Raw genomic sequence first — 25,142 nt, forward strand, 5'->3', positions numbered from 1 at the left:
TGATTAAGTTTCCTTTTTTCCTACCACCTCCTTAAAAGGTTAACCGGTTAAATTTTTTCCCAAGAACAAAGTGCTACTTTCATAAATAGCACTTATCAGATGAAATTTTATAACTTTCGTGTGGATTCTCTTACAATAAGCTCAACCGGCATTTCAATTGTTTTTTGGTCAGAGTTAAGTGATTCTATTGCATTAACCAGCTGGTCAGCTGCTAGTTTCCCTTTTTCAAAGATGTCTTGTCTGATTGTTGTTAAACTCGGTGTGATGTATTTACAAATACTCAGGTCATCAAATCCAACGATTGAATAATCTGCAGGAACTTGTTTACCTTCCTGCTGAATCGCTTTGATCATCCCAATTGCCAGAACATCAGACACTGTAACAATTCCTGTTATACCATGGTCAGAGCTCAGAAGTTCTTTCCCCACCTTTGCTCCATCTTCAAATGTAATATCATGTGTTTCGAAAATGAATTTGCTGCTAGGCTGGATTCCCGCTTCCCCCAGTGCTTGCTCAAACCCCTGATATCGTTTTCTGTCTACTGGACTCGTTGAAAGATTCGTTGCAACAAATGCAATTTTTCTGTGGCCCAATTCAACTAAATGCTTTGCTGCTAAATATCCGCCATATTCATCGTTTACTTTTACATTGTTAAATAAATTCGTATAATCTTCGTATGTATCAATAAGAGCAATAGGGATATTTATGTTTTTCAATTCATTATAAAGACTTTCAGGAAACATCCCTAAAATGATCAGGCCATCGATATTTCTTTTCATGATCCAATTCTTGCATTCATCAAGGTCGCCAACACCTGTAATCATTGTGTCAAATTTTCGATTACGGGCTACTAGCTCTACTCCACTAACGAATTCATTATAATAAAGGTTGTTCTTAAAGACCGATGCAGGTGAATCTTCAATGATTGGAAGCATGATTCCAATTAAATTTGACTTCTTCTTCGATAAACTAACAGCGGTGAAGTCTGGATAATAATTTAATTGTTCAATTGCTTCAAGTACCACTGTCTTCGTTTTATCAGAAACTTTCTTCACGTCATTTAAAACATATGAAACGGTTGCTGGAGATACTCCTGCTTGCTTCGCTACGTCTCTAATCGTAGGTTTTTTGTTCATCTTCGACCTCCGGTTAACCGATTAACTTATTACTACCAATGTAATCCTTAGTTGTTGGAATGTCAACAGAAAAATGTAAGGGTTTTCATCTTGTTTTTGGTTTTTGGGGACAGGTTCCTTGATCCACCTTCAAGGCTTTCGTGTTAAACAGTCTCCTCAAACTTATTTTTCTTCAACAATATAAAATTAAATAACACGATCGCTGCACTCAGGATAAATATCGGTGCAATCGGTAAGCCTTCTGCCCAGATTCCTCCGATAAACAAGCCGATTGGCACTGCTAGTTTCATAATCATTGAAGTTGTACCAGCCACACGCCCCAGCAGATGATTGGGTGTGGTTTCTTGGCGAATGGCTAAGTAGACGATATTTGTCATTGTTATGGTTGTGGTTCGAGCTGCCAGCAAAATTCCTAGAGTGATCCAATGATCAGCAAAATAAAATAATAACAAGTATAAACACTTCAAAAAACATACTGTTTGTATAGATCTGTCCACGTGTATACCGTTTTTTCAAAGGCTGAATAAGCTTCGCTCCAAGAATGCCTCCAGCAGCTGAAAGTGTAAGCATCATGCCCAGTTCTTCTTTTGTAAAATGTAAATAATCCAGTGCATAAAACGTTAACACGCCAATAATTAAACTTGAGGCAAAATTAGAGAAAAAGATGGTCCATGTCTGAAGTAAAAGTGACTTATTACCAATAAGTGCGACGATTCCTTCTTTCATTTCATCCATAATCGATTGTTTTTCCTTGCGAACAGGATTTGGTACTTCTTCAATAAACAATATAATAATTGTCATACATAATTGACATCCTACAAAAAACCAGAGAAATAGAGAATTTGACATCCATAGAAGCAAAATACCGAGTAAGCCTGGACCAATAATGGTGATCATCGTTGACAGTAAAGAGAACTTCGCCTGAATATCTGTCATCAAGGATTTATCAAACAACTGAGTCATGATGGCATTTGAAGCACTTCCGATTGTGTAACCGATCGTAGAAAGCAAAAATCCAAGCACATAAATATGCCATAGCATAAACTCCGTGTACGTTAATAGAAAGGCAAATACGATGGCAATAATTAATCGAATTACGTTTCCATAAACTAAAATATACCTTCGATTTATTCGATCAACAAAAACTCCGATAAGCATTCCGAGTAACACATTAGGCAAAAAATCCATGATTCGCATTGTGCTCATTGCAAGCGCTGACTTCGTATATTCATATAATATAATCGGTAATATAAACGAAAAAATAGTCATTGATAGATTAACGAAAAAGTGCAATGCATACAATTTTTGAAAAGTTCGACTTTGATATAAATTCATGCTTTCTCCCCCTTACAAAAAGTGTAAAATATAAAAAGGAGAACAAAAAGTGAATAGTTAGATTATTTACTTCACCTTTTAGGAGGAGACCATGCATTATGAACTAGAATTATATAAACACTTTGAATCGAATGTTCCAACAGAAACGTCCATCGCCTTTTTATCATCGATCTGGCACTGTTCAACTCGTCATGCAAAAACACAAATACATCTGTTGCATCAGCAGCAAGTGATAGAATGGGAAACCTTAAGAGGCCGAGGAAAGAAACCTATTCTTACACTGCTTAGAAATCAAATAGACGTATTACTAGATCTTATGCAGACACTTTGGCATAAAGCGAAATATGAAGAAACCTTTCAGGTCGTTCAAGAAACGGAATTATTGACACATCCCCGAATTCAACAATGGCTAAATATTCAATTTGGCCTTCAAACTGAAGAAAACCAGCATGTGTTTCGGCAATCTATGTATTTTGTAGAGCTGTGTTTAGATCCTTTGAAAGCATTATCACGTCATGATCATCATGTGTTAGAGCAGATACATGAGACCTTGTTTTATATTGATGACACAGGAAATGCCAGGAAAAATTTATTGTTTTATGTGAAAAATGAAGGTTTTGTACAGTGGCATTTCGTTTTGAGGAAGGGGATACAATTTCATCATCTTCAAGAGGTTACCGCTACAGATGTTGCTTCATCACTGAAAGCGGCTGAACACCTCTTTTCACATTCCTTTAAGATTAAAGAGATACATTTATTGAATCGGTATGAGTTATCTATTACCTTACACAATCCATGTGCTATGCTGCCTCATATTCTAGCAAGTATTCGGTTTGCGATCACCCCAGCTGATGGGTCTAAAAACATCGGCTGCGGAGCTTTTTCGTTAATGGAGCAAAGTGAAAAAATATTAAAATTGGAAGCCTTCCCTCAATACTTTAAACAGCGTCCTTGGATTGATCGGGTAGAAATTGTCTATAATAATCAATTTCTGCTGGATTCAATCCGCTACGAACCTTTTGAAGCAACCATTCCAAGCAGAAAAATTATTAATCAGGAGCTTGGCGCAGATTATATTTGTTTGAATGGCCATTGTGGTGAATTGCAGGATAACGCTAAACGTAAGTTTATTTGGCATTTGATTGAACCTTCTCAGTATATTATCTATCCATTAAGAGAGAATGTTGCTCATAGCTGGATTATAGGTGACGAAGAAATATTGCATTTGCCAAAGCCTTCTCATACACCTAATTTTAATCAACCATTAGTAATAGGGTATCAACAAATCCGCCAAGGCGTGAATCATGAAGAGAAAGCGAAGATTCTACAGCAGCAGCTCAAGCAAGCTGGAATCGACTCTATCTTAAAATGTATAGATTTCAAGGAGAAACAAAACAACCTCCATACTGAAATTGATCTTTTTATTGGGGGAGTTGCGCTCGCACATAATATTTATCTAGCACTGACTAGCGTATACTTAGGAGAACCGAAAATCATTAGTCATTTTCTAAAAGACACACAAGCTCAGTATGTAAAAGAACAGCTCGAGCATGTTGTACAGAGGAATGGAAATTTTGAGATTTTCAAAGACATCGAGAGATATATTCAAGAAAATCATACCGTAAAGTTCTTAACGCACCGAAAACACATTGTTTATCTGCGGGAAGACACACCCTATAAGCATGTCCAATTCGATAAAAATGGGCGAATTGATTATCGGAATATGTATTATTTGGAGAGGGGTTTTTAGCTGGGTTTTGGGGACAGGTTCCATGACCCAATTCATTCAAACAAACATAAGCTTTACTTAAAATGATTAGTTAAAGTTTAATATGGTTTTGGATAAAAAATTAGAAACTTCCGCTAAGCTGGAAGTTCTAATTTTTTATCCTATTATCCTAAAGAACAAGTTTATAGTGATCCAAAGTTATCCAATGTAATGATGAAAGCACCAAACAATTAGAAATATACTCACGACTGACTCCTACCATCATTTCTCATTAACTACATGACAGTAATCAATTTCTAAATAATATATTGCCTTACTTAAAGCGTCATAAAAGAAAGGAACAAACTCCAAATCTTCAAAAACATATACTTCTATTTGTTTATCATTATTATGATATGCTTCGAATATACGATGGTTTCCATTGATACAATAAGGTTTGTTATGAGTTAAATATCGACTTTGAAGTACCATTACAGGGTTTTTATGATTAGGTTTTATCCGTTTTGGATCTTTATTTATGTTACCTTGATCAACGGCATCTATGATGTCCGACGGATTAAGCTGTACTGGCTTAATATCATTTCCTTTTATAAGTGAAGCAGCACCATCAATGTCTAAAGCGTATTCAAATATTCCCGTTGGATACTCAGCATATAAGGAGAATGTCTCCTGGCCAATCGGATGAATGACAGGGTAAGTTTCACTATTAAGTGATTGATTTAAAATTTCTGTCCACCTTTTTGCAAGCTGAGCCCCTAGAACAGATTTTTTCTCCATCTCTTTAATACGTGAACTAATGTGTTTTTTGGGGTTAAAATATTGGGATTCTGTTTCATATATATGAATCTTACTTTTCATTTACAGGTCCCCCTTCATTTGCGATAAAAGAATGTTCTTAAACTAACTGGTGTTTAGTACCCATAATGTTGCCTTTTAATTTAAGTCAAGAATGCTTTCCAAACATAATAAAAAATATATTTATGTTAAAGGTAGTTTTAAAATCAAAATTAAATAAAACTTATCTACATAACCTTATTAATTGTCCATAGTTGATAGACGTAATATACCAGGGTCATAATAAAAAGACCTGAAAGTGTAAAAAAAGAAACCTTATTCATATAACCCAGCAATGCCAATGTTAATAGACATGCTGAAAAGAATACAATCAAAAAATTAAATGCTTTAGATTTAGCATTTTTTTTAATGACTTTGAGTCGTTCATCCTTTTCATAAACACTTTGTTCTTTGGTTACATTCTTTTCTGCAGTAAAACCAATTACTCCAACAATAAAAAATATGCTTCCCCAGAAACCAATTGCAATTGGGACTAAATCCATTCTAATAAATGGGATATTTAAAACTTCTGCTCCAACAATCCCCAAAATAATACTTGTTACGATTAGAAACAAACCAACGCATGTTATAAACAAACTTAATTTCAATTCATTTTTCATTAGTCTCTTCCTCCTCATAAATAAAAATATCTTCAATCCTCATTCCAAAGAAACGTGCTATTTTGAATGCTAAGATGATTGATGGATTATATCTTCCATTTTCTAAGGAGCCTATTGTTTGTCTAGTCACTTCTAAAGCTGCTGCAAGTTCTTCCTGTTTAATTCCTCGTTGCTTTCTTATTTCTTCTAGCCGATTTTTCATATCTTATCTCCTTCACAAAAGGAAAGTACACTTTCCTTAAGTATACTTTTATGATCATTGGACGTAAAGTTTACTTTCCTTTTTTAAATAAAATTTATATTAAAAGTATACAGATAATATATATGTCCATTCATTTAAGAAAAAAAGATCAGCTGCGAAATAGCAGAGCTGATCTTTAACATAAACAATCTATATTTAAAACAAGTACAAAATAGGGGATGAGGAAATTTATATACCTAGAGGAATCCTTTAATTTTGAAGAAAATGGGTTTCTTGTAAGTGCATTTATTATTAGTAAGCCCATGTTTGCAGGATAAGTCAATTGGCTGAACTGCCATTCTTTGTAGATGCCTCTAGTGTAACGATGTTATGTATTTATCTCGATCTGCTTTCTCAATATTGCACCTAAAAACATACTCGTATATTGTTGTGTTTGGCAGAACGCTTCATAATAATTGGCACTTTTATATTAGTCGCCACCTGTTTTAATAATTAGGAGCATTTTTGCTTGAAAGTGTGATACACTTTGATTACCATTTGATTTACTTGTTTACATGTGCCCTACTCATTGTGAGTGGGGCTCCTTTGTTTCACAAAAAAAAAACAGACTCTATAAAGAGTCCGTTTTTTTGTGCTTATTATTAAGCTTTTTGCACGTTTGCTGCTTGAGGTCCACGTTGACCTTGCTCAACGTCAAAAGTAACTGTTTGACCTTCGTCTAAAGATTTGAAACCTTCGCCTTGGATAGCTGAGAAATGAACGAATACATCTTCTCCGCCTTCACGCTCGATGAATCCGAATCCTTTTTCTGCGTTAAACCATTTTACTTTACCTTGTTCCATTTTACTTCCTCCTGCTGTGTGCTTTGCACACAATGTGTTACTATCCTTGCACTCAGTGATCATCAAGACGAAAAGCTAATCTTACTATCCTTTACACCGAACAAAAATAACTCTACCTAAGTGTAACACTTTATGATAACACTTGCAAGAAACTATAATTTCAAACATGATTACAACTCGAAATCCGCACTTAGTTTTAGGATATATTATTGTTATTCAAGTAACACAGCCTATTAGTTTAAAAAGTGAACGTTGGGTTTACTAAGGATTATTCAATAGAATAAATGGCTTGCTCCGCTCCAAATCTGCTAATCGTTCTTTCTAATTTCATACCTAATTTCTCTAAGAGCCTACAAGATGAAGTATTAGCAGTTTGTGTTTCTGCAACAACTTTTGAAAGGTTTAATTCATTCAAAGCAAAATGAATTATCTCTCGAACCACTTCTGTTGCATAACCTGCTCCCCACCAATTTGGTAATAACTGATATGAAATTTCTAGGTAATCGCCATCATGGTGAGGGTCAAGAGAAACCAAACCAATAAATTCATCTGTTTGTTTTTCTCTGACAACCCAATAAAAAGAATTATCACTTGGATTAAGCATTTCGTCTAATCCAGCCTCAATAGCATCGTCCTGGCGTATGCCACCAAGATATTTTCTTACTTCCTTATTAACAAATATTTTTTTCACATCAACATAATCGTATTTTTGCAGGATTCTAATCAAACATCTTTCTGTTTCAAACAAATAAATTCATCTCCTTACATTACTTTGAGAATTGAAATTTTCATTTAAAGTATTCTATTAAAAGTACAGTAGACACAGATTGTTCTATCACCTGCACTATCCAATTTGGCTTCCAAAATAAAGCATCAAGATGATAGACATTTATTTTAAGCTCTTTACCTAATTGCCTTGCTAATGTAGACTCCCCAGTCCGCCTGAGCCGAATAGTAAAATCTTTCTCTATTCTTATGCTCCCCCTTATTCATGCTCCTATTGTGAAATTGAAGAAGCTGCCTAATTGGCAGCAGTCTTCTATTAAATATCCTGTAGTTAAGCCACCTCTACATTCTATTCAAGTAATCAAGTAAGGCTTCTATGTTATTCTCTTTAGCATTTCTCGATAAAGCATTATTAAAAAGGTTATAAGCCGCCTCATCATTCTCCCGAAGCCAAATCAATGATTTTTTTGGACCTAAATACCATAAACCATTAAGTGCAAAGTAGATTTCTAAGCTATCTTTAAGCATCCAATGAAACCGATAATTGCCTTCAATGTCATTCTTATTTGAACGTAGGTACATTTTTCTCAGCCATGCTTTCAAAAACACTTTTTCTTCATTTGATGGTTGATTCGGACCATTCTTGAATATATCATCAATTTCTAACAGGAACTTCTTGGCGAACCCCTTTTTATTTAACAATATATTCCCACTGTTAATGTGCAAAAATTGTTCAGGGTTCGCCATTTTATCTGTATCGTATATCCAAGCATCCAACTGTATACCTTCAAAAATTTCTACATCATTCTTATCCTCTGTATGATCTGAGAAACACACAATATCCAAGTCACTTTCTTCAGTAAAATCACCCGTACTATATGAGCCATGTAATATTACTGTGTGGCAATTGTATTTTTGTATTAGATACTTTGTCACTCTATCGAATAATAACGTTTCCCTCATGATTTCATCCCCATTATTAAGAACTTAGCTGTGGTACCAATTAGTTTGATATTAATGGAAGTCCTTGTTGAACTAATATCCCTCAATACACCTAAATGTTATTTATCGTTTTCATCATATTTAATCCCGCTACTTTAAACCCCAGTTCCTCATATAACTTCCTAGCACCATCATTGCTTCCGAAAACATGCAGCTTAAAGTATGAAATTTCTTCTTGTTCTAACCAATCCTCTATATTTTTCATTACCTTAGTTCCAAAACCTTTTCCTCTATATTCTTCAAAAATAATAATTTCATAAAGAAATGCACTTTTCTTTTCTTTTTCAACTTTTATCCATACAAATCCAATTAACTGGTCACTTTCAAATATATTAAATAAGTAATGATTAGAGGTTTGCACTCCTTTAGGAAGTATATTATTTAACAGTTTACGTGCCTTATAGATTGGATCTTCGCTGCTTACCTCATGTACATTCTCTGATAGGACATGGCTGTATCTTTTAACCTTATTTTCAAAATAAACAGTAAATTCTTCTTCTGACATTTTCTTTAGTACAATGTTCATTATAATCTTCCTATCATAATTGATTATGTAAAAATACGCTCATTACCTAATCCTCTTGTTACGTTTGCACAATGAAAATTAGTCGCTAAATTCCTTTAAAAGAGTTTAAAATTCTTTCTCATCATATATATCTTTATCGCTCAAAAATTTTTCAATTTCAACCTTTCCATCTTTCAAGAATTCAATTTCCCAACGTTGACCAGGAATAGCTGCCTCAACCATAATTGCCTCACTTCTAACTTTACTTAGCTTATAATAAATATTATTTTGCTCTAACTTATTAAGAAAAGTGATAAATTCTTTTAATTCCATCATATAAAAGTATTCTCCTTTTTATGTTAGACTGTTTTCGTAACCTTTGCGGCTTTGAGCTTACATGAGCAGTAGTTGAATTTCGTTCCAGGATGCTCCAATCAACTAGTTTCTTGTAAAACAGAAACCTTGTTCAAAAACAATAATCTTCTAGAAAAGCTCCTTAAATTTTCATTCCGGGCGATCTTCCCAAGGTTCAACCTGTCCAATAACCAGCACTTTCTCTTTCTTCATAATATTTTCAATTACACCTTCAGAAATTTCCCTATGAGTTAACCATCTTGACTGAGAACCTGCATTTTTAAAACCTAATTGAACTTGAAAATATGCAAAACTGGAAGGAGGTGCAGCAAGCTTCTTTTCTATTTCTTTTAGATTCGAACGACTGCCTAGTATATGAAATAACTCCCAATGATTTCTTCCTTTTGAAATCTCACTAACAATACTTTGAAGAGCATTTTCTGCAATTGAATGGATCCATGCCACGACTATATTTATCTCTCCATTTTGCTTGATTGTTACTTTTAGTTTTTCTATTAATTTATCATTATTCCTATAATCAACTAATAGCGGGGTTACTTGGCAGCTCGAACTCGCCTTTTCTTGAAGTTGCTTCATTTTTTCAGCGTCTCTGGCAATGATCGACACATGATACCCGTTATCAATTAACCAGAGTGAAACTCCTGATAACATACCAGTCCCACCAACAACTAATGCGTGCTTCACTTGTATTTCCTCCTTTTTCAGGACAGCTTTCTTAGTTAAAAAGATTGATAGGTACCATTAATGCTGTTTTAACCAAAATAACAGCAAATTGAAACAGATCTTCCGCTCCTTAAATTGCATCATTCACAGCCTATTCCCATACCTCATCCAATTTGTCCGCATAAAATGCTATGGCTTTTTTATAACCTAGTATTTCTTCGTCATTTGTTGTATGGATCAAGACTTTCAGTAATAACTCCATTGACTTTTCATGCTGTTTCACGTTGTATAAAGTCATCGCATAAAATACTTGAATTGCTTTGTTATTTGGGAATAAATCTATACCTTTTTGAAATGTCTTCTCAGATTTCTCCCCCTTACCTTTGTCCTTGTAAGATTCCCCTTTATCCAAATTGTACCATATATTCATTCAGGAGTTATAGGGACAGATTCCCGCCCAATCCATTCACACACAAACCAAATCTATAATTAAAAAGAAGAAGCTGCCTCCACAGCAGCTTCTCGTTAGTACTCAATAGAATTAGCAATGTCTACTAACATTTCAGGTGTAATTAAATCAGCTATCCTGTTATCAATTCCAAGCATGTATTGCCAATTCCCTTTTTCAAAAATAAGGATATTAGAGTTTGTTTCAAGTACATAGACAGCCTTTTGACCATCCTTCAAGGTATAGGTTTTCTGATTGCCTTTATCTCTTAATATGATTTTGTTATTCACGTGGCGTACATCCAGTGAGTAATGATTTTCTGGTGATTTGGCGTTGATAAACGTTAAATCTAAAGAATCGTTTAAGTCGCCTTCTAAATCACTAAATCTCCCTAGATAATGAGTAAAGGCAATCGGTGGTATTTTAAGCGGCAATTTTAATTCTTGTTTAAAATGCTGTTCAAACTCCTTAATTGCTTCAACAGGGGTTTTATATCCAATATCGGCAAAGAACTTTTCGTCAGATGGAGCATCATCAATCTCATTTGCATGTGCTTTCTCGGTAGTGCTTCCAATTAATAGGAAACTAAGTGCCAGCAATATATGAGAAGCTTTTCTATTCATCCGGATCATCCTCGGTTTCATATTTATGGATATTTTCCCCATTCAGATACGGTTTATTCTTCTTTGTAATAGCAGCCGTTCTTGTTGATAATTCCTAAATGCAATTTACAATTCAGTGATTCTCATCTTTCTTATTTTTCTTTTCCTCATAATAATCCTTCATTTCTTTATAAATATAATTAGCAATATCTTCAGGAAAATAATTATTAAATTCGTGGATATGCTCGGCGAGAAATGTATCGTCATCGGTCATATTTAAGAAAGTTGCAGTGCCTGGAAATAAAGCATCCATTTCAGTTAGAATCTCTTGTACTTTTTTTCTGCTTTCAGAATCATTAAACTGGATGGAGCCTTTTATGGCCTGCAGCAAATTCCAGATTTCCCTATCCATCTTTTTTTTGATTTCAGGATCTTTCATTAAATTCAATTGCTGAATGAGATGCTCGTCTTCGTTAAAATGTTTTTCAAATGATTGAATTTGTGCTTTTTCCCGCCTAAATAAATCGAGCATGATAAAAGCGAACTCATCTAGATCTTCATCAGAAATATCTTTACTATTGTAAAGACGTTCCATTCTAGTGATCACGACTAGAATATCACTCAATTCCTCCTGTTTTTTTAAAATTAATTCCTTTTGCATCAGCAGCAGCTCCCGATTCTTCGACCTCTCATTGTTCATTTGTTCTTTAATTTCACTTAAAGACAATCCAAGATGTTTATATATATTAATTTGCTGAAATTTCTCCCACTCGGCTGCTGTATATATTTTATTTCCATTATCATTGTAGTTTTTCGGGCATAGCAAACCAATTTTATCGTAGTACCGTAAAGTTCTAACTGTTGTTCCTGCCATTTTTGCAAATGGGCCGATAGTCATTTCCATGTAGTTCCCTCCCCTAGCTTCATTTTAACCTGTTACGTTACGTCACATGCAAAGCGCAAATTTCTTAATGAAAAACTCTTGCCTGCGACATAACGTCACCATCTAAGATTGGGTACATATTCAATTTGAGAGGAAGATGATAAATGGAACAGCAGAAATCATTATTCCGTAATCGCCCTTTTATATTTCTATTTATTGGAGCATTTTTGGCGATCATCGGTTTTAGCATGTTTTTTATGACAACGACTTGGTTTGTCATTTCGGATTTAGGTTCTGCCAGCTCGTTGGGCATTATACTCATTGCCACTACTGTGCCACGCATATTGATAATGGCATTTGGCGGAGTACTCGCAGATAATTTCAAGAAGACGACGATTATGTTTAGTACGAGCTCCATTCAAGGGCTTCTGCTTGTTATCCTATTCTTACTGAACCATGCTGGTCATTTAACCTTTATGTATCTAGTCATTCTGGGATTCCTGTTTGGAACATTAGATGCTTTTTCTGGACCAGCTGGTACATCATTAATTCCAAAGCTGGTGCATCAAAGCCAGATCAAACAGGCAAATGCGATTATTCAGGGTCTGGGTCAGGCCGGTTTTGTAGTTGGGCCAATTATATCTGGAAGTATCATGGAGTTCGGCGGCGTAACAATTGGGTACTTAGTGTCCGCTATTGTTGTTCTTTTGTCAGCCTTCTTTATGTTTCCCCCTTTCTTAAAAGAAGGTCCAGTAGACAATACACTCAAACAAACACCGCTAAAAGATATGATCGAGGGATTTTCCTATGTTAAAGAGAATAAGTTTTTGATTACGGGAATCCTGGTCTTAATTACCTTAAATTTCTTTGCTTTCGGAGCGATATCGATTGCCATTCCAATTTTAGTAGAAACGTATGGTGGATCACCGATTAATCTAAGTTATATTGAGACTGCTTTAGCGATAGGGATGCTAGTAAGTACAGTCATCATTGGTATAGTAAAAATACGACATAGAGGGTTAACCTCAATGGCTGGATTAGTTGCCACATTAATCATAGCCATCGCATTTAGTCAGATTCCCAATTTATATGTTTTGACAGCATTAGCATTCTTAATTGGCTTCACTATGACATTTGTTTCGATTCCATTCTTTACTTCAGCACAGGAGGATACAGATCCCCGGATCATGGGAAGAGTCATGAGCATTGTCTTTTTGGCAATGAATGGCTTTGATCCGCTTGCTTATGCAAGTGTAACCTTGCTTGTCTCCAAAGGAATCGATATTCAGCAAGTTATTTTATCCTTTTCTACTGTTGGGCTTCTGATCGCTCTCATCCTTTTATGGAAAGGGAAGACGTTTAGACAATATAAGTCTGCTTATTAAACTAGTAACTTACAGGAGTATAGCAAGAAAGAAGAGGCTGGGACAATACTAAAATCCTACTTCTAAAATACGAATATTCATTGTCATGGTTTGCGTGTTTACACTAGCCCATTCCATTTCACTCACGTTTAGGAAGATAATTTTTAAAAACAAACAAAAAACCGGATGATTAGAAAAAATCACCTAATCATTCGGTTCTATGGTTGTGTTAAATACTTATGTCTCAGCCTCTTTCTGTTAAATCACTATTTTCCCTACAAGAAGTTATGAATGACAAACATCCCTAAAAGCCAGCCAACAATCCCGCTTATACTTCCACATATAATTAGAGCTGAACCTCCCTGGTAATCTCGCTTCAATACAACCCCGATGGCTATCGGGATAAATAAGAGCAAGGGCGGCATTAAATTTAATGTTAATAAGGCCACCGTTAACCACCCAATTGTCAGGAGTATCCCTTTGCCGCTTTTTTGTTTCTCTTCCATTATGATGATCCCTCCCTATATTCCAGCAACTATTTATCTATTTGTTTTTTTAATAAATTTATAATTTCTTTATTTTGTTCATTCGCTTTTCTTAGCTTCCCTTCAATGGATAAACAAGTAATTGTCATTACAATGATTCCTACTGTTATGACCAGCATCATATTGCTTTTCACACACCCTTTTACTTTCCATTTTATTGTAGATCATTCTGCTTTATTAAAAGAATTTTTTAATTGACCTTTAGCCTATACAATTTTATTGAGGTTGTGATGTTCTTTTTTTCGCCTTAACCTTAAGCTCAACTAATTATTTTGCCGTTTGTTCGCTTCAATGGCAATGAACTCAGGCAAATAGCTTGGGGTACATCCTTTTGCTACTTTTTCATCTTTATATAGACCCGTTTTCTCACCAAGTTTAATGCAGCGTGCACGTTGCTTTTCATCATAAACGCCTATCCAGCCTGCGGTGAAATTCATAGCCCATTGAACTTCCGGTTCTTCCTGAGTAATATTAGCTTCTAATGCAGATAGCAAGTATTCAGTATTATCAGGCGGTGTTTGCCCAGTCCATCTTAATCGTGCTTGATAATACCAGAAAGCTCGCCTTTGAAGCGCAGAAGGACTATTTTCCCACGATTCCATCAAAGCAATTGTCTTCTTGTCTTTGGTGAGCTGATTAGCCATTAACCAATCCATTAAGTTATTTCGCTCATCAAAAGTATGGATCTGCATATCCTGATCAAGCCTATTTAGCACATCTAGTGAAAGAAGTTTTTTGTCCATAATTAAAATAGCTAATAGTCTGGGCAAATACGCTTCAGCTGACCAAAGCTCCATAGCTAGTTCATGATCTTTTTTAATGTCCTTTGCGATTTTTCGTAATTCGCCTAGCTTCGTTTTACTATTGATCTGAGCTAGAATGTTTTCTGCTTTGGAAGAGGTTTTTATTTCTGTATCCTTATTTTCATTCATTTTAGGTTACTCCTTTGCTAATGCATTTTTCGAAAATTTATATTCTAGTTTATAGATGATACACTCATTTAACTTCCATTCTGTTTATTAGAATCCCTGCTTTTTCCTATTCAATTCAACTTTAAAAATATTAGAACATATATACAGATATAAAAAAGCTGACCAACGCTTGTTGACCAGCTCTTACTTTAAATATGTTTAACACCTGCACACCATTAAATGGTTCCCATCAGGGGCTTCAAAATTAAACCAATGATTATGTTCAATTTCTGTTGTTAATTCGACATTGTACCAATTTGATTTAATTTAGGCTTCATAAATTGCCTCCAGGTTTTTGCTATATATGTTTAATCATAGGTTTTTTTTATAGATTAAGATGCACTTTAGCAAAAGATCTAACATAGTCTTAGAGGAGGTATCTTCTTAAAGATAGCATGCGATAGTTTAAGTGTATTTGTTTACAAACTTGTAAATTAAATAGTTACAGTTATTTTTTTTCAATCGCCATACGCAAGTTCGACATAACTCCAAGAAGCAGCACGATCGAACAAACCACTTTTTCAAAAGGGGTTCCAAACAATTGTTGTATAAATCCAAAAGACCAAAGTACAACAAAAAACCAACATATAACGGTTATTGCTCTTTTGTATTTTTGTAGTTTACATCTACCAACAAACATCGTAAAAACCAGTCCAATAATAGATATAATAACATTTACAACAGATATTGGAATCTGTTCAGCAAAGGATTCAGACCTTCCACCATTAACCCATGTGAATGGAATACTTTTGCTTATAATAAGAAAATGGATTAAGATCGTCAAAGAGTAAAAAATAATCCCCATAAATACAGCAGTTTTCATATTCATTTTCCTGAGTTTTTCTAAAATAAACTCACCTTATTTCTTCTTGTTTTAGTTTTATCTAATCCACAAATATTCTATTCCTATATTTCTTTCCATCTGACAAATAAATGAAATTTTGATTTGAAGTATTATTCATATGATAAAGGGGTTGGCATATATCCCCATCCCTTTTGTTGTACAATAACCTTATAAGATAAGAGGATGGTCATGAAATATGTATACCATTGAAGCTAAGAGATATCAGTTATACCAATGACAGAGGAAGTCATTGTCGCCGCGATAAAATGATTGAGGATGTGAAGCAGTACCCAACACTATAGTTATATAAATGTTGTAAGAAATAAACTCAATAAAAAAAATAAGAGAAGGTCGAGGCTCTGTTTTTAAATAGAAGCTGAGCCACAACCCTGCTAGAAATTTGCAGCAATGAGTCTTGCAATACCTACATTATACTATGAAAAAAATTAATAAAATGATGAAATAGACTACCATCAGTCCTACACCCCAACGGGCCGATGCCGTTTGTAATGCGAATGAGCTTCCTATTCCATGCTTTAGTATGCTTACAATAAATAAGAGTATAGAAAATGCAAATACGAGTATAGTAATGACGGTAATTAACTTTTCAGTGATTTCCAACAATAACGCCCCTTTAAAGTATTATTTTAAATGGTGTGATTCGCATTAAGTTAACTTAAATTAGCAGTAAAGCCACTTCAGTTAAAAGGATTACATTCATAAATACTATCTCTTTATGAATATGCTGAATGTTATACCAAATTTACGGTGAATTTTTTTAAGTTCATTAATTCTTATTGTTATTTATTCGCTTTCTATAATATTGAAGTAATTTTAAAATAAGTTACTCGCAGTTAATAACAAGGTGAGGGAGACCGTTTCTTCTGATAAACGTCCAGGTTCAAGTAATTCGAAACGCATTCTTTGTAAAATCAAATCTTTTACAACCTTTTTGAATCTGTCAGTTGCATTTAGCAGATCAAATACATCTAACGTGCATTAAAATACCCAACCCATTTGGTGAAGATTTATTATTATGGAGAGTAATTTTTCTAAAGCCCTATTTTTAGAATTAGGTTCATTACGGACAATAACTATTTTCTTTCCAATAAACGTTATCAACCAAGAGACATTATATCAAAAAACAATCCTACGACAGTGTAAAGTTCTCTTACTCTTTGTAATAATCCTTAATTTCTGTAATCGATAGCCCTTTTTCTTTTAAAGCTGCAATGTTGGTTAATCGCTGTGATGCGGCTTCTCTTGGATAACGTCTAGTTAGTCGTTCTTCCTCTTGTTTAAAAGGCAGGAGACCTTCTTCAGTATAATATTTAATCGTACTATAGCGAACAGACGTCAATTGAACCAGTTCGCTAATGCTTACGTATTCGGACTTAATAATATCTTCATATTTTCTTCTTCGTCCCATATTTTCTTCATTCCAATCTGGCTATATCAAAATGGCTGATGATAAAATAAGTGCATCCATATATTCTATTTCTTTGCCTATTTGTTTGATATTAGACCACCTTTTTGCATTTTCCTTCTTAAATAATTCAATTCGGTTATTGATTTCTTTAATTTCGTAATTAGAAAAGTACTCTTTTAATAGTTTGCTCGCTTTCAATAATAAGGCTAGAGCAACCGTTTCATCGGAAACATTACCAGGCTCAAGTAACTCAGCTCGGAGCCTTTGAACTACAAAATCTTTACTGTTATTCGTTTGAGATATATTTTTAATTAACGAATTGTAAAGTAAAACTCTATTCTTAGAAGGAATATTAAAATAGCTAATCCACCCTTTGAAGGTCTTCGATTTTTGTTCTTTAATAATTGAGCAAAGTTTCAATAATGTCTCATCTTCTATAATGTTTTCATAGTCTGAGTTAATCTTTATTTTATCTTTGCTATCAAATTCAATGGCATCTAATAATAGCAGATCAAAAAATAGCCCTCCAACCATATAAAGCTGTCTTACTCGACTTCTTCCAAGAAGTGAATTTTTTATCTTTTTATTATCAGACAAACCAATAAACTCTTCACTAACCAAGAAATTTTCCATCATTCAGATCACTCCAAATTATTAATAATGGTTTTACACTGGCTGAATTCCTTTATCACTTACTACTTACTACTTACGATTTAAATATAATACATTTTCAATTTATTGTCAATTTAGTAATGAAAAGCTAATGCAAAAGAATGTGAAGATTATTGACGTTGTTGATATTTCTAAAAGTAATATCTCAGCGTTAAGGATTGTGGAGAAGTTAGGGACCGTTATTACTCAAGAAGGCAAAGATACATTAACCACTATATTTAAAAAAACAAATCCAAGATTATTTTGTAAACTAAAGATCTTTAATACATTTGCAAAATTCCCCATCAAGTAGTCACTCCTCTTGCTATACTCCGCAGCCAACTCCGATGTCTGTTGAATAGCCAGTGGCGGTGACGTGGCGACCTACTAATAGTCACCCTCAATGCCACTGGCATATAAGAAATTGCCTTATGTTCAAAATAAGGAGCCTCCCATTTTTTCCATTCAGGCGACTCTTTTTTATAGGGTAACTCCTATAATTTTTCAATGTCTTGTTCCTCATCGGACGAATCACTAATTCGTTATTGTGTTTTTTACCAGTTCTCATTAAATAAACCTACTCCGTTACTTCTACAAGTGAAAGAAATAACCTTATTCAGCTAATTCTCCCCTTTTGTTATATTAAAAAGGCTGCCAGAATTGGCAGCTGATTTTAATTATAAGTAACCGTTTAAGTCGATTTTTTAACTGAGAATCCAGGAGCCTGTCGAAAGAAAATACTTCATTCTATATCCTCTTTTTGATACTGGCTCCTAGTCATCGTAATAACTGAAAAGTTCCTCAGGATAAATTTATTACTACTCCGGAATACTTCTTTAAAATATCAGTGAGAAGTATTTATCTCAATTTGACCAATATTCAACCACCCATTCTCTTCCTGCTCCTTATTAGCAAAACGGAATGTCTTAGCGCTAGCGTTCATTTTCGATAAAGGGTTAACAACTTTAACTAGAATCTCATAGCTACCTTCACTTAATTGTGAAATGTCACTAGACCACTCAAACAAAACTCCATTATTTTCTTTCGTTTCTTTGTCTTTTGGCAAGACATATGATATATCCCAATCTGTCGTCCATTTTTCTATTTTGCCGTTTTCATCTCTTGCTGCGATTTCGACATTCCAATCATAATAGAAAGGAGCTACACCAGTATTTTGAATCTCCATCGCTGTTTGCAAATGACCATTAGCCGAGTTTACATAGGCAGCTGGTACAAAATATTCATAGCCTAAACGACGTGAACCTTCACGTGCTCGCTCAAGCGCACTTTCTTCTAGTGGCATTTGAAAAACGTTCTGGATTTTCAGCCAGGAAACGTGAGTTAGCTCCACACTTTTATAATAATCTTCTCCCTGTGCCCCTTCGATTGGAACACCTAAGTACTGAGGTGGATCATTATCCCACATATCCATTTGAATCTCAGGACGCATTTCCCCTCCGATTGGTTCTTCTTTCCATTTATCCATGACTTGATTATCTTGCAGTTGCCCGACAAAGTGCCAGTCCTCTCCTCCAAGACTAGAAGGCAAAGTCTGAAAAGCAAATGAGTCATCGTGATAGCCGATACCCAGGTCACGATTAAATTCGCTAGGATAGCGTGCCAGTATTTTTGTTTTATTGAACGAGTCATCAAAACTTTGAATAATCTCTTCTTGATTGGCCAAGCTTGGCATCCAATCAGTTGCATGGCCATCTTCGTGTTCAGCTAGTCCACCATCCCAGCTTCCAACTGAAGTCTCACCATCCTGTGGATAAGTATGCCATTCACCCCAGAAGCCAATTAACCCAGCTTGAATGAAACCAATTCTTGGATCGCCATCGTACTTATCTCCAAGAGCTCCAATAAATTGTGTCAGAGCGTTTTTGAAATTCTCATCATTATAATCGGGTGCCACACTCGTACCATTTGAGCCCCCATTGTTATAGTAGGAGTAGTCTCTTGTTTCCAAGCCGTTATCAAGTAAAAACTGTGGGATTCCTGATGGCTTATTTGGATAATCAAGATACACTCTAAAAATAGCCTGATTGCCTCTCGAAGCGATATCATCGATTTGAGCTTCTAGCTTGCTCCAGTCATATTTATTAAAATCCGTCATAATATCGTTCAGAGGAATGTAGAAATACTCCAAACTGTAAGGTATTTGATTATAATCTGTACGCCATGATGCAGATTCACTAAAAGGTAAAAAACCTTTTAACGGATTATCGATTGGTGCTGGTGCATAATTCAGATTAAATGCATTCGAAGGAGTTGCCCACTCAGGGGTCTCACCTTGCGAAGTATTCCATAGCTTAATAGAATCTATATAAATTTCATTCGTGGAATCATCCAGTGGACTATAACCGAATTCGAACCCGCTGACTAATCCTAGATTTAGATCTTCACAGCTTTGTGAACATTGCCACGCCTTCTGTGTAAATTGATCCCAAGCAATTCGAACAAGTCCAGTGAAATTGTCTGGAACAGTCAGCATACTTTCAAAAGTATGCTCTTCCCACGAAGCACTGTCTTCTTCTTTCAAGAACACCGTAAAAGTTCCCTCTTGACCAAATGTCTTTGATTCGGATTTAACATCAAAGTTAAATCCTAACGGCTCATTAGCTTCATTATGTATCCAAAATGATATACCAGCAGAATCTGTCCAGTCACGCACTGGAAAATTGCGAGCTAAAGATGCCCAATCATCTAAAGGCTTCTTCGGAACGATTCTCATGGAATTCGCCCCATCATTAGCATGCTTTTGGCTTATGTACCAATCAACACCTGTCCCTTCAGATGACCAAAGTTTATAGGCGCTTCTTAACTCATCATCTGAGGTATAGTTTTCAAAGTCATCAATTATTGTATTTGTTTCCGAAGACCCTGCTTTAATTTTTTGATTTGTTGTCGTTACTGCTAAAGTAATCAGTAAAACAAAAACCAAGTAATATTTCACAATTTTAGAATTCAGTCTCATCTTAACCTCCATTAGTTGTTATTAGTATAAACCTTATAATAAAAGTATCGGATCACAGGACCATATCTTTAATCCATTAGAATATATTCAAAATGTCCATTTGAGTTCACCTGTTCTTACATACAAAAATAATCAATACATTAACTATCTCTTTTCTTATTTAACTAAACTGCGCATTTGTTCCATAAAAAATAGCCACCTGAATTGGCAGCTATTTTGGAAGATAATTATGCGATATGTTTAGTTACTATTATGTATTCTTAATCGAAATCTTTACACAGCTTATTATTTTGTTAATAGTATTTTTTCACACACAGGAAAGAGGTTATCTTCAATTCCCATAAACTTTTTTAATAGGTTTTCCGTTACTACAATTGAAAAATCTTGTTTATCTTCTTCTGTAAGAGCAAGTGTGTCAGTTACATGATGATGAAATTCTATGAAAGTTGGATGTTCACCAGTTTCACTATATATACTTTGAATTCTGCTAATTAATATAGGAACTTCATGATATTTTAAAGCATCAACATTTAACTTTAATAACACATAATCTAAATCATTCTTATCTACTTTTTCGTCTATTTCTACAATTCTAATTAATAGTTGGATTGATTTATTTAGCTTTTGCTCCAATTCATACGTTATTCTATCATGCCTTTCAATTTTTTTTATTTCTTTCTCGATATCCTTTATTCTTTTTTCTAATTCATATATATTCTTCATTATTTTACCCCTCTATCAATGACACTTTCCGATCATCTAACTCCGAAAGTTACATAACTATTTCTTTAAAGTTAACTATTGAACGATCACAATTTTCTTCTTCCATAACCTTCCACGAGAAATTTTCAATAAGAACTTTCTAATAGACTTAATGCTTTCTCAATTATATTGTTATAATTCACCCCTGTTATGGCCCAAATTCCTTCAGTACTTCTAACATAGAGAGTTTTGCTATGACCATGTTTCACTAAAATACAGGATTGTTCATTCAATACGACTTTTTCCATAGTAAGTTTTCCTTCATCCGCCACTGCATGTGCCAGTTCTGGAACATCAGGAATTAATAACCAACCTATATTAAATGAACCATTTTTATTTTCTATCCATTTCCATCCATAGGAATTTTCATAAATTATTTGATTATCTTTTATTATATTGCAAGGAACGCCAACAAGGGAGGGACAATGTACAGGGTGTCTTTCTAACTTTATAACATTTATTTTTAAATTTTCGTTTCCTAGTGCACCGGTAATATCATACCTTATAAATCCACGAAGATTACGAAAGGAAAATAACTCCATCTTTGAAGGGACATCCCATTCCTGTCTTTCTTCATCTGTTGTATTTGGGTCTAATTGAGGGATTCGATAAACTCCACCAAAAGGGATTACTTGATTACCATACTTAAGAGGTTTACCTTGATGTAACAACCACCTATCCAATGCAACAGCCGCTACCCATTTTGGATGAAAACCTAAATCTACTGCCCTTACGCTCAACTTGTATGCCTTCCACCAATCCTCTAATGCTTCACCATGTTGAAAGATCATAGCTGCATGTATAAAATCAATTGCAGCTGTAGCACCACCACTGTCAAGAATAATTTGAACTTTATTTCGCCTTGCTCTATCACGTTCTATTCTGTTTTGGGGCATTGTACGAAGATCATGTTGGTCCTCTTCGTATATTTGTTTTAGTTTATCATTCAAATCTCTGGTCTCCCTAAATTAATACTTACTTATATACTAAACATCAACCGTGTCTATCTTCAACAAACCTACACTCGTTTACAGTATATGTTTTTTCTCGCCTGTAACTGGCAGCTAATCTTGGACACTAGTACCCGTTATTTTGTACTTATAACAACTTGTAAAGATAGTATTCATTAACAGGTTGCCCGTTTATAATTAGTGAATGTACTTTCTCACCTTCCAAAATGAATCCCATTTTTCTATATAAATTGAATGCTTTGGTGTTGTCTTTTATAACAGTAAGTTCTAATCTTGAAATTTCAAGTTCTTTTGCCCATTCAAATACCCTATCGAATAATTTAGTTGCTATTCCTTGACCTTGATAATCTTCTAGGATTCCTAAGACCAGATAAGCAGAATGTTGGTTTCGTATTAAATCTTTACCTAATGCTGCAATAAACCCAACAAGCTTATTTTCTATTTCTGCAACAAAGATGATTGATTTCTTTTCAGATAAAATTCTTTCTATTGAAATTCTTTGCTGTTCAACAGTCGTTCTTCGTTCTCCAGGCTCATATAGCATAAAGCCAGACTCATCAATTTTTTTACTCAATTCAACGAAACCTTCTGCATCATTTGCTTGTATACTTCTGATTATCATTACATAACCCCCTATGACTCTTTCCTAATCAAACTGGTTCTTTATTCAGCTAACCCCCAAATACTAAAGAAAAAGGTTGGCTCACGCATTCTCTTTTCTATATTTAATCACTTCAAGGATTATAAAGTTAATCCAAGTGATTATTGGAATCGATAACACCAAGACATAATGCACAAAACCAAACATTATTGCTTCCTCATCTGAAATATATAATATCCAGGTTGCTGCCGCTAAAATGAATGTATTTATAATAAATGCTGACAACCTACTTTTCCATTTACTCTTTGTATTTTTTAATATTAAAACAGATACAATTGTTGAAACGATAAAAGAAAATGACAATATAATATTATCCAACTCTACAACATCCTTGATTTTTTTAGACTAAGGTGTCTGCTAGTTCAATTATAAGGCAGTAAATCCTGCCTGAATCAACGCACCGATGGTTTCTATAGCAGTAAGTATTTTAGATTAATAAGATACTTTCTTACTTTTGATAAAGAATAAAACCCAATATACAAATAAATATACAGTACCTATGATCGTGTAAATTGTCCAAGGCGAACCTTGTTGAAATTGAGCAATTAAGTGTTCAAGCTCATTAACTCCTTCTGCTCTTCCTATACTATTAACCAAACTAATAAATGGAACCGTAATCGCCAGGACAATGACAATGATTGATAGGATTAACATTCTCTTTCGGATAGCATTTAAAAGCCCAAACCCTATTGTTAAAAATAAAAATAAAAAGTAAATTACCCACATCCAACCTGGAAGTGTTTCCCAATACATATTGATCCCCTTTTCTTATTAAATTCCCTATATTAGTAATACCTCTGGTTTAATTTAAAAGGAACGGATTAGTACCGTCATCTTCAACCCTTCATTCTTTACTCTCAATTATCCTCAAAATCTCTGCTGCTATTATCATTTTTTCACGATGTGAAATTTCCTTCTATTAAACAAACTTTGCATATCCCTTTCATTTATTTTCCATATTAATTCTCCTTTTCAAATACCAATTCCTTCTATATATACTGCAAATCAAATACATCCTGTTGTTTTTTCAAAAGGATCATAGTTTTAAGAGAAAAATAAAAAAGCTGAAGACACTCACGTCTTCAGCTAAATTCGTAACTCTACTTCCATATATCCTTATACTTTTTATTGTACTTTTTGTCGTCTACTGTATGGATCAAATCCATAGCATTTTGTTTGATAGTCTCGTCATTAAAATGATCATACAGGTATCTCATGTTTTGAAGGATATCATTACGAATTAACGTGTAATTCTTTTCGTCAGTTCCATTTTTAAAACGGTCAATCATAAATGTCATAACCATTTCTTTTTGGGGAAAACCTGAAATCCCAACCTTCCAAATCGACTGAAGGCTATGTCTAGCTGTCACGAACTTTTCATCTTTTGTTACTTCCCACAGCTTAGGAAAATCCTGTATCATTCTCATCTCTGGATCGCTTTTAGCCAGATTGGCTAGATATTGTGCTGCACGCGAGCGTTGATGAGGATCTTTATGAGTCAGATCCTCTATTAGTTGATTCCATACATCATAGGCCCAATCCACTGCTTGATCAGTTGCCTTTAAAATATTCTGATATGCTTCATAACGCTCATCTTTATCGCCTGATTTAGATTTTTCAAACTCCAGCTTCATTTGACTATCCATTTTCAAACCCTAATCTTGCTGTATGATTTGAATAAGATTGCCGCAAGTATCGTCGAAGACAGCTATTTGGATTTCGCCCATTTTTGTCGGCTCCATCGTGAATCGCACGCCTTTTTCCCTTAATCGGTTATATTCTTTTTGAATATCTGCAACCCCGAACATGGTTACTGGTATACCATCGTCCATCAATTTATGCTGATATTCTTTTGCCGCTGGGTGTACATTCGGTTCGAGTAAAAGCTCAGTTGCTTCTTCTTTATCTGAAGAAACAAGAGTGATCCATCTATGTGCTCCTGAAGGAACGTCATGCTTTTTCGTAAATCCTAATGTTTCTGTATAAAATTTTAATGCCTTTTCCTGGTCTTCTACAAATATACTCGTAATAATGATGTTTAACATTTTGAAGCCTCCCTTAGTTT

The 25,142-nt window shown here is 34.5% G+C and carries 31 protein-coding genes and 2 pseudogenes; 3 read left to right on the forward strand and 30 right to left on the reverse strand.

Features of this window, described 5'->3' with window-relative positions; translation table 11 throughout:
* Positions 1–107 precede the first annotated feature (107 nt).
* The 3 genes from B7E07_RS17540 to B7E07_RS17550 form a co-directional block, all read right to left on the reverse strand.
* Positions 108–1,136 carry a LacI family DNA-binding transcriptional regulator gene (locus B7E07_RS17540; RefSeq protein ID WP_080848033.1) on the reverse strand — a complete coding sequence of 343 codons (1,029 nt, stop codon included), beginning with the start codon at positions 1,134–1,136 and terminating at the stop codon, positions 108–110.
* A gap of 143 nt (positions 1,137–1,279) precedes the next feature.
* Positions 1,280–1,588, reverse strand: a complete 309-nt coding sequence (locus B7E07_RS17545) for an MFS transporter (RefSeq protein WP_080848035.1) — start codon at positions 1,586–1,588, stop codon at positions 1,280–1,282.
* Entirely contained in the window at positions 1,566–2,471 is a 906-nt protein-coding gene (locus B7E07_RS17550; RefSeq protein WP_080848037.1) for an MFS transporter, read from the reverse strand. Before B7E07_RS17550 ends, B7E07_RS17545 begins: the two co-directional genes overlap by 23 nt.
* Before the next feature lie 91 nt (positions 2,472–2,562).
* On the opposite strand from B7E07_RS17550, the gene B7E07_RS17555 reads away from it, so the two are divergent.
* Positions 2,563–4,221, forward strand: coding sequence for an ABC transporter substrate-binding protein (locus tag B7E07_RS17555; protein ID WP_080848039.1), 1,659 nt, complete (start codon positions 2,563–2,565; stop codon positions 4,219–4,221).
* Between the two features lie 240 nt (positions 4,222–4,461).
* Here B7E07_RS17555 and B7E07_RS17560 read toward each other — a convergent pair whose 3' ends face one another.
* From B7E07_RS17560 to B7E07_RS17615, 13 genes and pseudogenes are all read right to left on the reverse strand, one after another.
* A complete protein-coding gene (locus B7E07_RS17560) occupies positions 4,462–5,058 on the reverse strand; it encodes a hypothetical protein (RefSeq protein WP_080848041.1) in 597 nt (198 codons plus the stop codon).
* Between the two features lie 164 nt (positions 5,059–5,222).
* Entirely contained in the window at positions 5,223–5,654 is a 432-nt protein-coding gene (locus B7E07_RS17565; RefSeq protein WP_080848043.1) for a hypothetical protein, read from the reverse strand.
* Entirely contained in the window at positions 5,644–5,856 is a 213-nt protein-coding gene (locus B7E07_RS17570; protein WP_080848046.1) for a helix-turn-helix transcriptional regulator, read from the reverse strand. Before B7E07_RS17570 ends, B7E07_RS17565 begins: the two co-directional genes overlap by 11 nt.
* A gap of 641 nt (positions 5,857–6,497) precedes the next feature.
* Positions 6,498–6,698: a cold-shock protein gene (locus B7E07_RS17575; protein WP_080848049.1), complete on the reverse strand. Its 201-nt coding sequence runs from the start codon at positions 6,696–6,698 to the stop codon at positions 6,498–6,500.
* Between the two features lie 268 nt (positions 6,699–6,966).
* Positions 6,967–7,446, reverse strand: a complete 480-nt coding sequence (locus tag B7E07_RS17580) for a GNAT family N-acetyltransferase (protein ID WP_080848052.1) — start codon at positions 7,444–7,446, stop codon at positions 6,967–6,969.
* 100 nt (positions 7,447–7,546) lie between these two features.
* Positions 7,547–7,659: pseudogene (locus B7E07_RS24510) on the reverse strand (topology modulation protein); the annotation flags it as partial.
* Between the two features lie 107 nt (positions 7,660–7,766).
* Positions 7,767–8,387 (reverse strand): nucleotidyltransferase domain-containing protein, encoded by a 621-nt coding sequence (locus tag B7E07_RS17585; RefSeq protein ID WP_080848055.1) that lies wholly within the window; start codon positions 8,385–8,387, stop codon positions 7,767–7,769.
* A 91-nt stretch (positions 8,388–8,478) separates the two neighbouring features.
* Complete coding sequence (locus tag B7E07_RS17590; RefSeq protein ID WP_080848058.1) at positions 8,479–8,952, reverse strand: GNAT family N-acetyltransferase; 474 nt, start codon at positions 8,950–8,952, stop codon at positions 8,479–8,481.
* A gap of 105 nt (positions 8,953–9,057) precedes the next feature.
* Positions 9,058–9,267 carry a hypothetical protein gene (locus B7E07_RS17595; protein WP_257391490.1) on the reverse strand — a complete coding sequence of 70 codons (210 nt, stop codon included), beginning with the start codon at positions 9,265–9,267 and terminating at the stop codon, positions 9,058–9,060.
* Positions 9,268–9,435: 168 nt separating this feature from the next.
* Positions 9,436–9,990 (reverse strand): short-chain dehydrogenase, encoded by a 555-nt coding sequence (locus B7E07_RS17600; protein ID WP_080848061.1) that lies wholly within the window; start codon positions 9,988–9,990, stop codon positions 9,436–9,438.
* Between the two features lie 130 nt (positions 9,991–10,120).
* Entirely contained in the window at positions 10,121–10,399 is a 279-nt protein-coding gene (locus B7E07_RS17605; protein ID WP_080848064.1) for a tetratricopeptide repeat protein, read from the reverse strand.
* 95 nt (positions 10,400–10,494) lie between these two features.
* A complete protein-coding gene (locus tag B7E07_RS17610; protein WP_080848067.1) occupies positions 10,495–11,040 on the reverse strand; it encodes a hypothetical protein in 546 nt (181 codons plus the stop codon).
* Positions 11,041–11,152: 112 nt separating this feature from the next.
* On the reverse strand, positions 11,153–11,923 hold the full coding sequence (locus B7E07_RS17615) for a MerR family transcriptional regulator (RefSeq protein WP_080848070.1): 771 nt from the start codon (positions 11,921–11,923) through the stop codon (positions 11,153–11,155).
* A gap of 143 nt (positions 11,924–12,066) precedes the next feature.
* Between B7E07_RS17615 and B7E07_RS17620 the strand changes: the two genes are divergently transcribed.
* On the forward strand, positions 12,067–13,287 hold the full coding sequence (locus B7E07_RS17620) for an MFS transporter (protein WP_080848073.1): 1,221 nt from the start codon (positions 12,067–12,069) through the stop codon (positions 13,285–13,287).
* Between the two features lie 254 nt (positions 13,288–13,541).
* On the opposite strand, the gene B7E07_RS17625 is transcribed toward B7E07_RS17620, so the two are convergent.
* Positions 13,542–13,772, reverse strand: a complete 231-nt coding sequence (locus B7E07_RS17625; protein ID WP_080848076.1) for a hypothetical protein — start codon at positions 13,770–13,772, stop codon at positions 13,542–13,544.
* A gap of 105 nt (positions 13,773–13,877) precedes the next feature.
* Here B7E07_RS17625 and B7E07_RS24515 point away from each other — a divergent pair, with 105 nt between their 5' ends.
* Positions 13,878–14,009, forward strand: coding sequence for a hypothetical protein (locus B7E07_RS24515; RefSeq protein ID WP_257391491.1), 132 nt, complete (start codon positions 13,878–13,880; stop codon positions 14,007–14,009).
* 65 nt (positions 14,010–14,074) lie between these two features.
* Here the strand turns inward: B7E07_RS24515 and B7E07_RS17630 are convergent, their stop codons facing one another.
* The 13 genes and pseudogenes from B7E07_RS17630 to B7E07_RS17700 all read right to left on the reverse strand — a co-directional run bounded on the left by B7E07_RS17630 (position 14,075) and on the right by B7E07_RS17700 (position 25,122).
* The gene (locus B7E07_RS17630; protein ID WP_080848079.1) at positions 14,075–14,743 is read right to left on the reverse strand and encodes a DNA alkylation repair protein; all 669 of its coding nucleotides are present in this window, start codon (positions 14,741–14,743) and stop codon (positions 14,075–14,077) included.
* A 198-nt stretch (positions 14,744–14,941) separates the two neighbouring features.
* Positions 14,942–15,028 (reverse strand): annotated as a pseudogene (locus tag B7E07_RS24520) (VOC family protein); the annotation flags it as partial.
* 202 nt (positions 15,029–15,230) lie between these two features.
* Positions 15,231–15,605, reverse strand: a complete 375-nt coding sequence (locus tag B7E07_RS17640; protein ID WP_080848080.1) for a hypothetical protein — start codon at positions 15,603–15,605, stop codon at positions 15,231–15,233.
* 1,192 nt (positions 15,606–16,797) lie between these two features.
* A complete protein-coding gene (locus tag B7E07_RS17650) occupies positions 16,798–17,055 on the reverse strand; it encodes a helix-turn-helix domain-containing protein (protein ID WP_080848089.1) in 258 nt (85 codons plus the stop codon).
* Positions 17,056–17,076: 21 nt separating this feature from the next.
* Entirely contained in the window at positions 17,077–17,691 is a 615-nt protein-coding gene (locus B7E07_RS17655) for a hypothetical protein (RefSeq protein ID WP_080848092.1), read from the reverse strand.
* Between the two features lie 859 nt (positions 17,692–18,550).
* Positions 18,551–20,683, reverse strand: a complete 2,133-nt coding sequence (locus B7E07_RS17665) for a DUF4832 domain-containing protein (RefSeq protein ID WP_176215239.1) — start codon at positions 20,681–20,683, stop codon at positions 18,551–18,553.
* A gap of 285 nt (positions 20,684–20,968) precedes the next feature.
* Positions 20,969–21,406 (reverse strand): hypothetical protein, encoded by a 438-nt coding sequence (locus B7E07_RS17670; protein ID WP_080848098.1) that lies wholly within the window; start codon positions 21,404–21,406, stop codon positions 20,969–20,971.
* A gap of 125 nt (positions 21,407–21,531) precedes the next feature.
* Positions 21,532–22,395, reverse strand: a complete 864-nt coding sequence (locus B7E07_RS17675; protein WP_080848101.1) for a hypothetical protein — start codon at positions 22,393–22,395, stop codon at positions 21,532–21,534.
* Positions 22,396–22,543: 148 nt separating this feature from the next.
* On the reverse strand, positions 22,544–23,038 hold the full coding sequence (locus B7E07_RS17680; RefSeq protein WP_080848103.1) for a GNAT family N-acetyltransferase: 495 nt from the start codon (positions 23,036–23,038) through the stop codon (positions 22,544–22,546).
* Positions 23,039–23,119: 81 nt separating this feature from the next.
* Positions 23,120–23,395 carry a hypothetical protein gene (locus B7E07_RS17685; RefSeq protein WP_080848104.1) on the reverse strand — a complete coding sequence of 92 codons (276 nt, stop codon included), beginning with the start codon at positions 23,393–23,395 and terminating at the stop codon, positions 23,120–23,122.
* A 114-nt stretch (positions 23,396–23,509) separates the two neighbouring features.
* Positions 23,510–23,830 (reverse strand): hypothetical protein, encoded by a 321-nt coding sequence (locus tag B7E07_RS17690; protein ID WP_080848107.1) that lies wholly within the window; start codon positions 23,828–23,830, stop codon positions 23,510–23,512.
* A gap of 347 nt (positions 23,831–24,177) precedes the next feature.
* Entirely contained in the window at positions 24,178–24,723 is a 546-nt protein-coding gene (locus B7E07_RS17695) for a hypothetical protein (RefSeq protein WP_080848110.1), read from the reverse strand.
* 9 nt (positions 24,724–24,732) lie between these two features.
* Positions 24,733–25,122, reverse strand: a complete 390-nt coding sequence (locus tag B7E07_RS17700; RefSeq protein WP_080848113.1) for a VOC family protein — start codon at positions 25,120–25,122, stop codon at positions 24,733–24,735.
* Between the last annotated feature and the right edge of the window lie 20 nt (positions 25,123–25,142).

It is taken from the genome of Cytobacillus gottheilii (genome assembly GCF_900166665.1).
GTDB classification, from domain to species: Bacteria; Bacillota; Bacilli; order Bacillales; family Cytobacillaceae; genus Cytobacillus; species Cytobacillus gottheilii_A.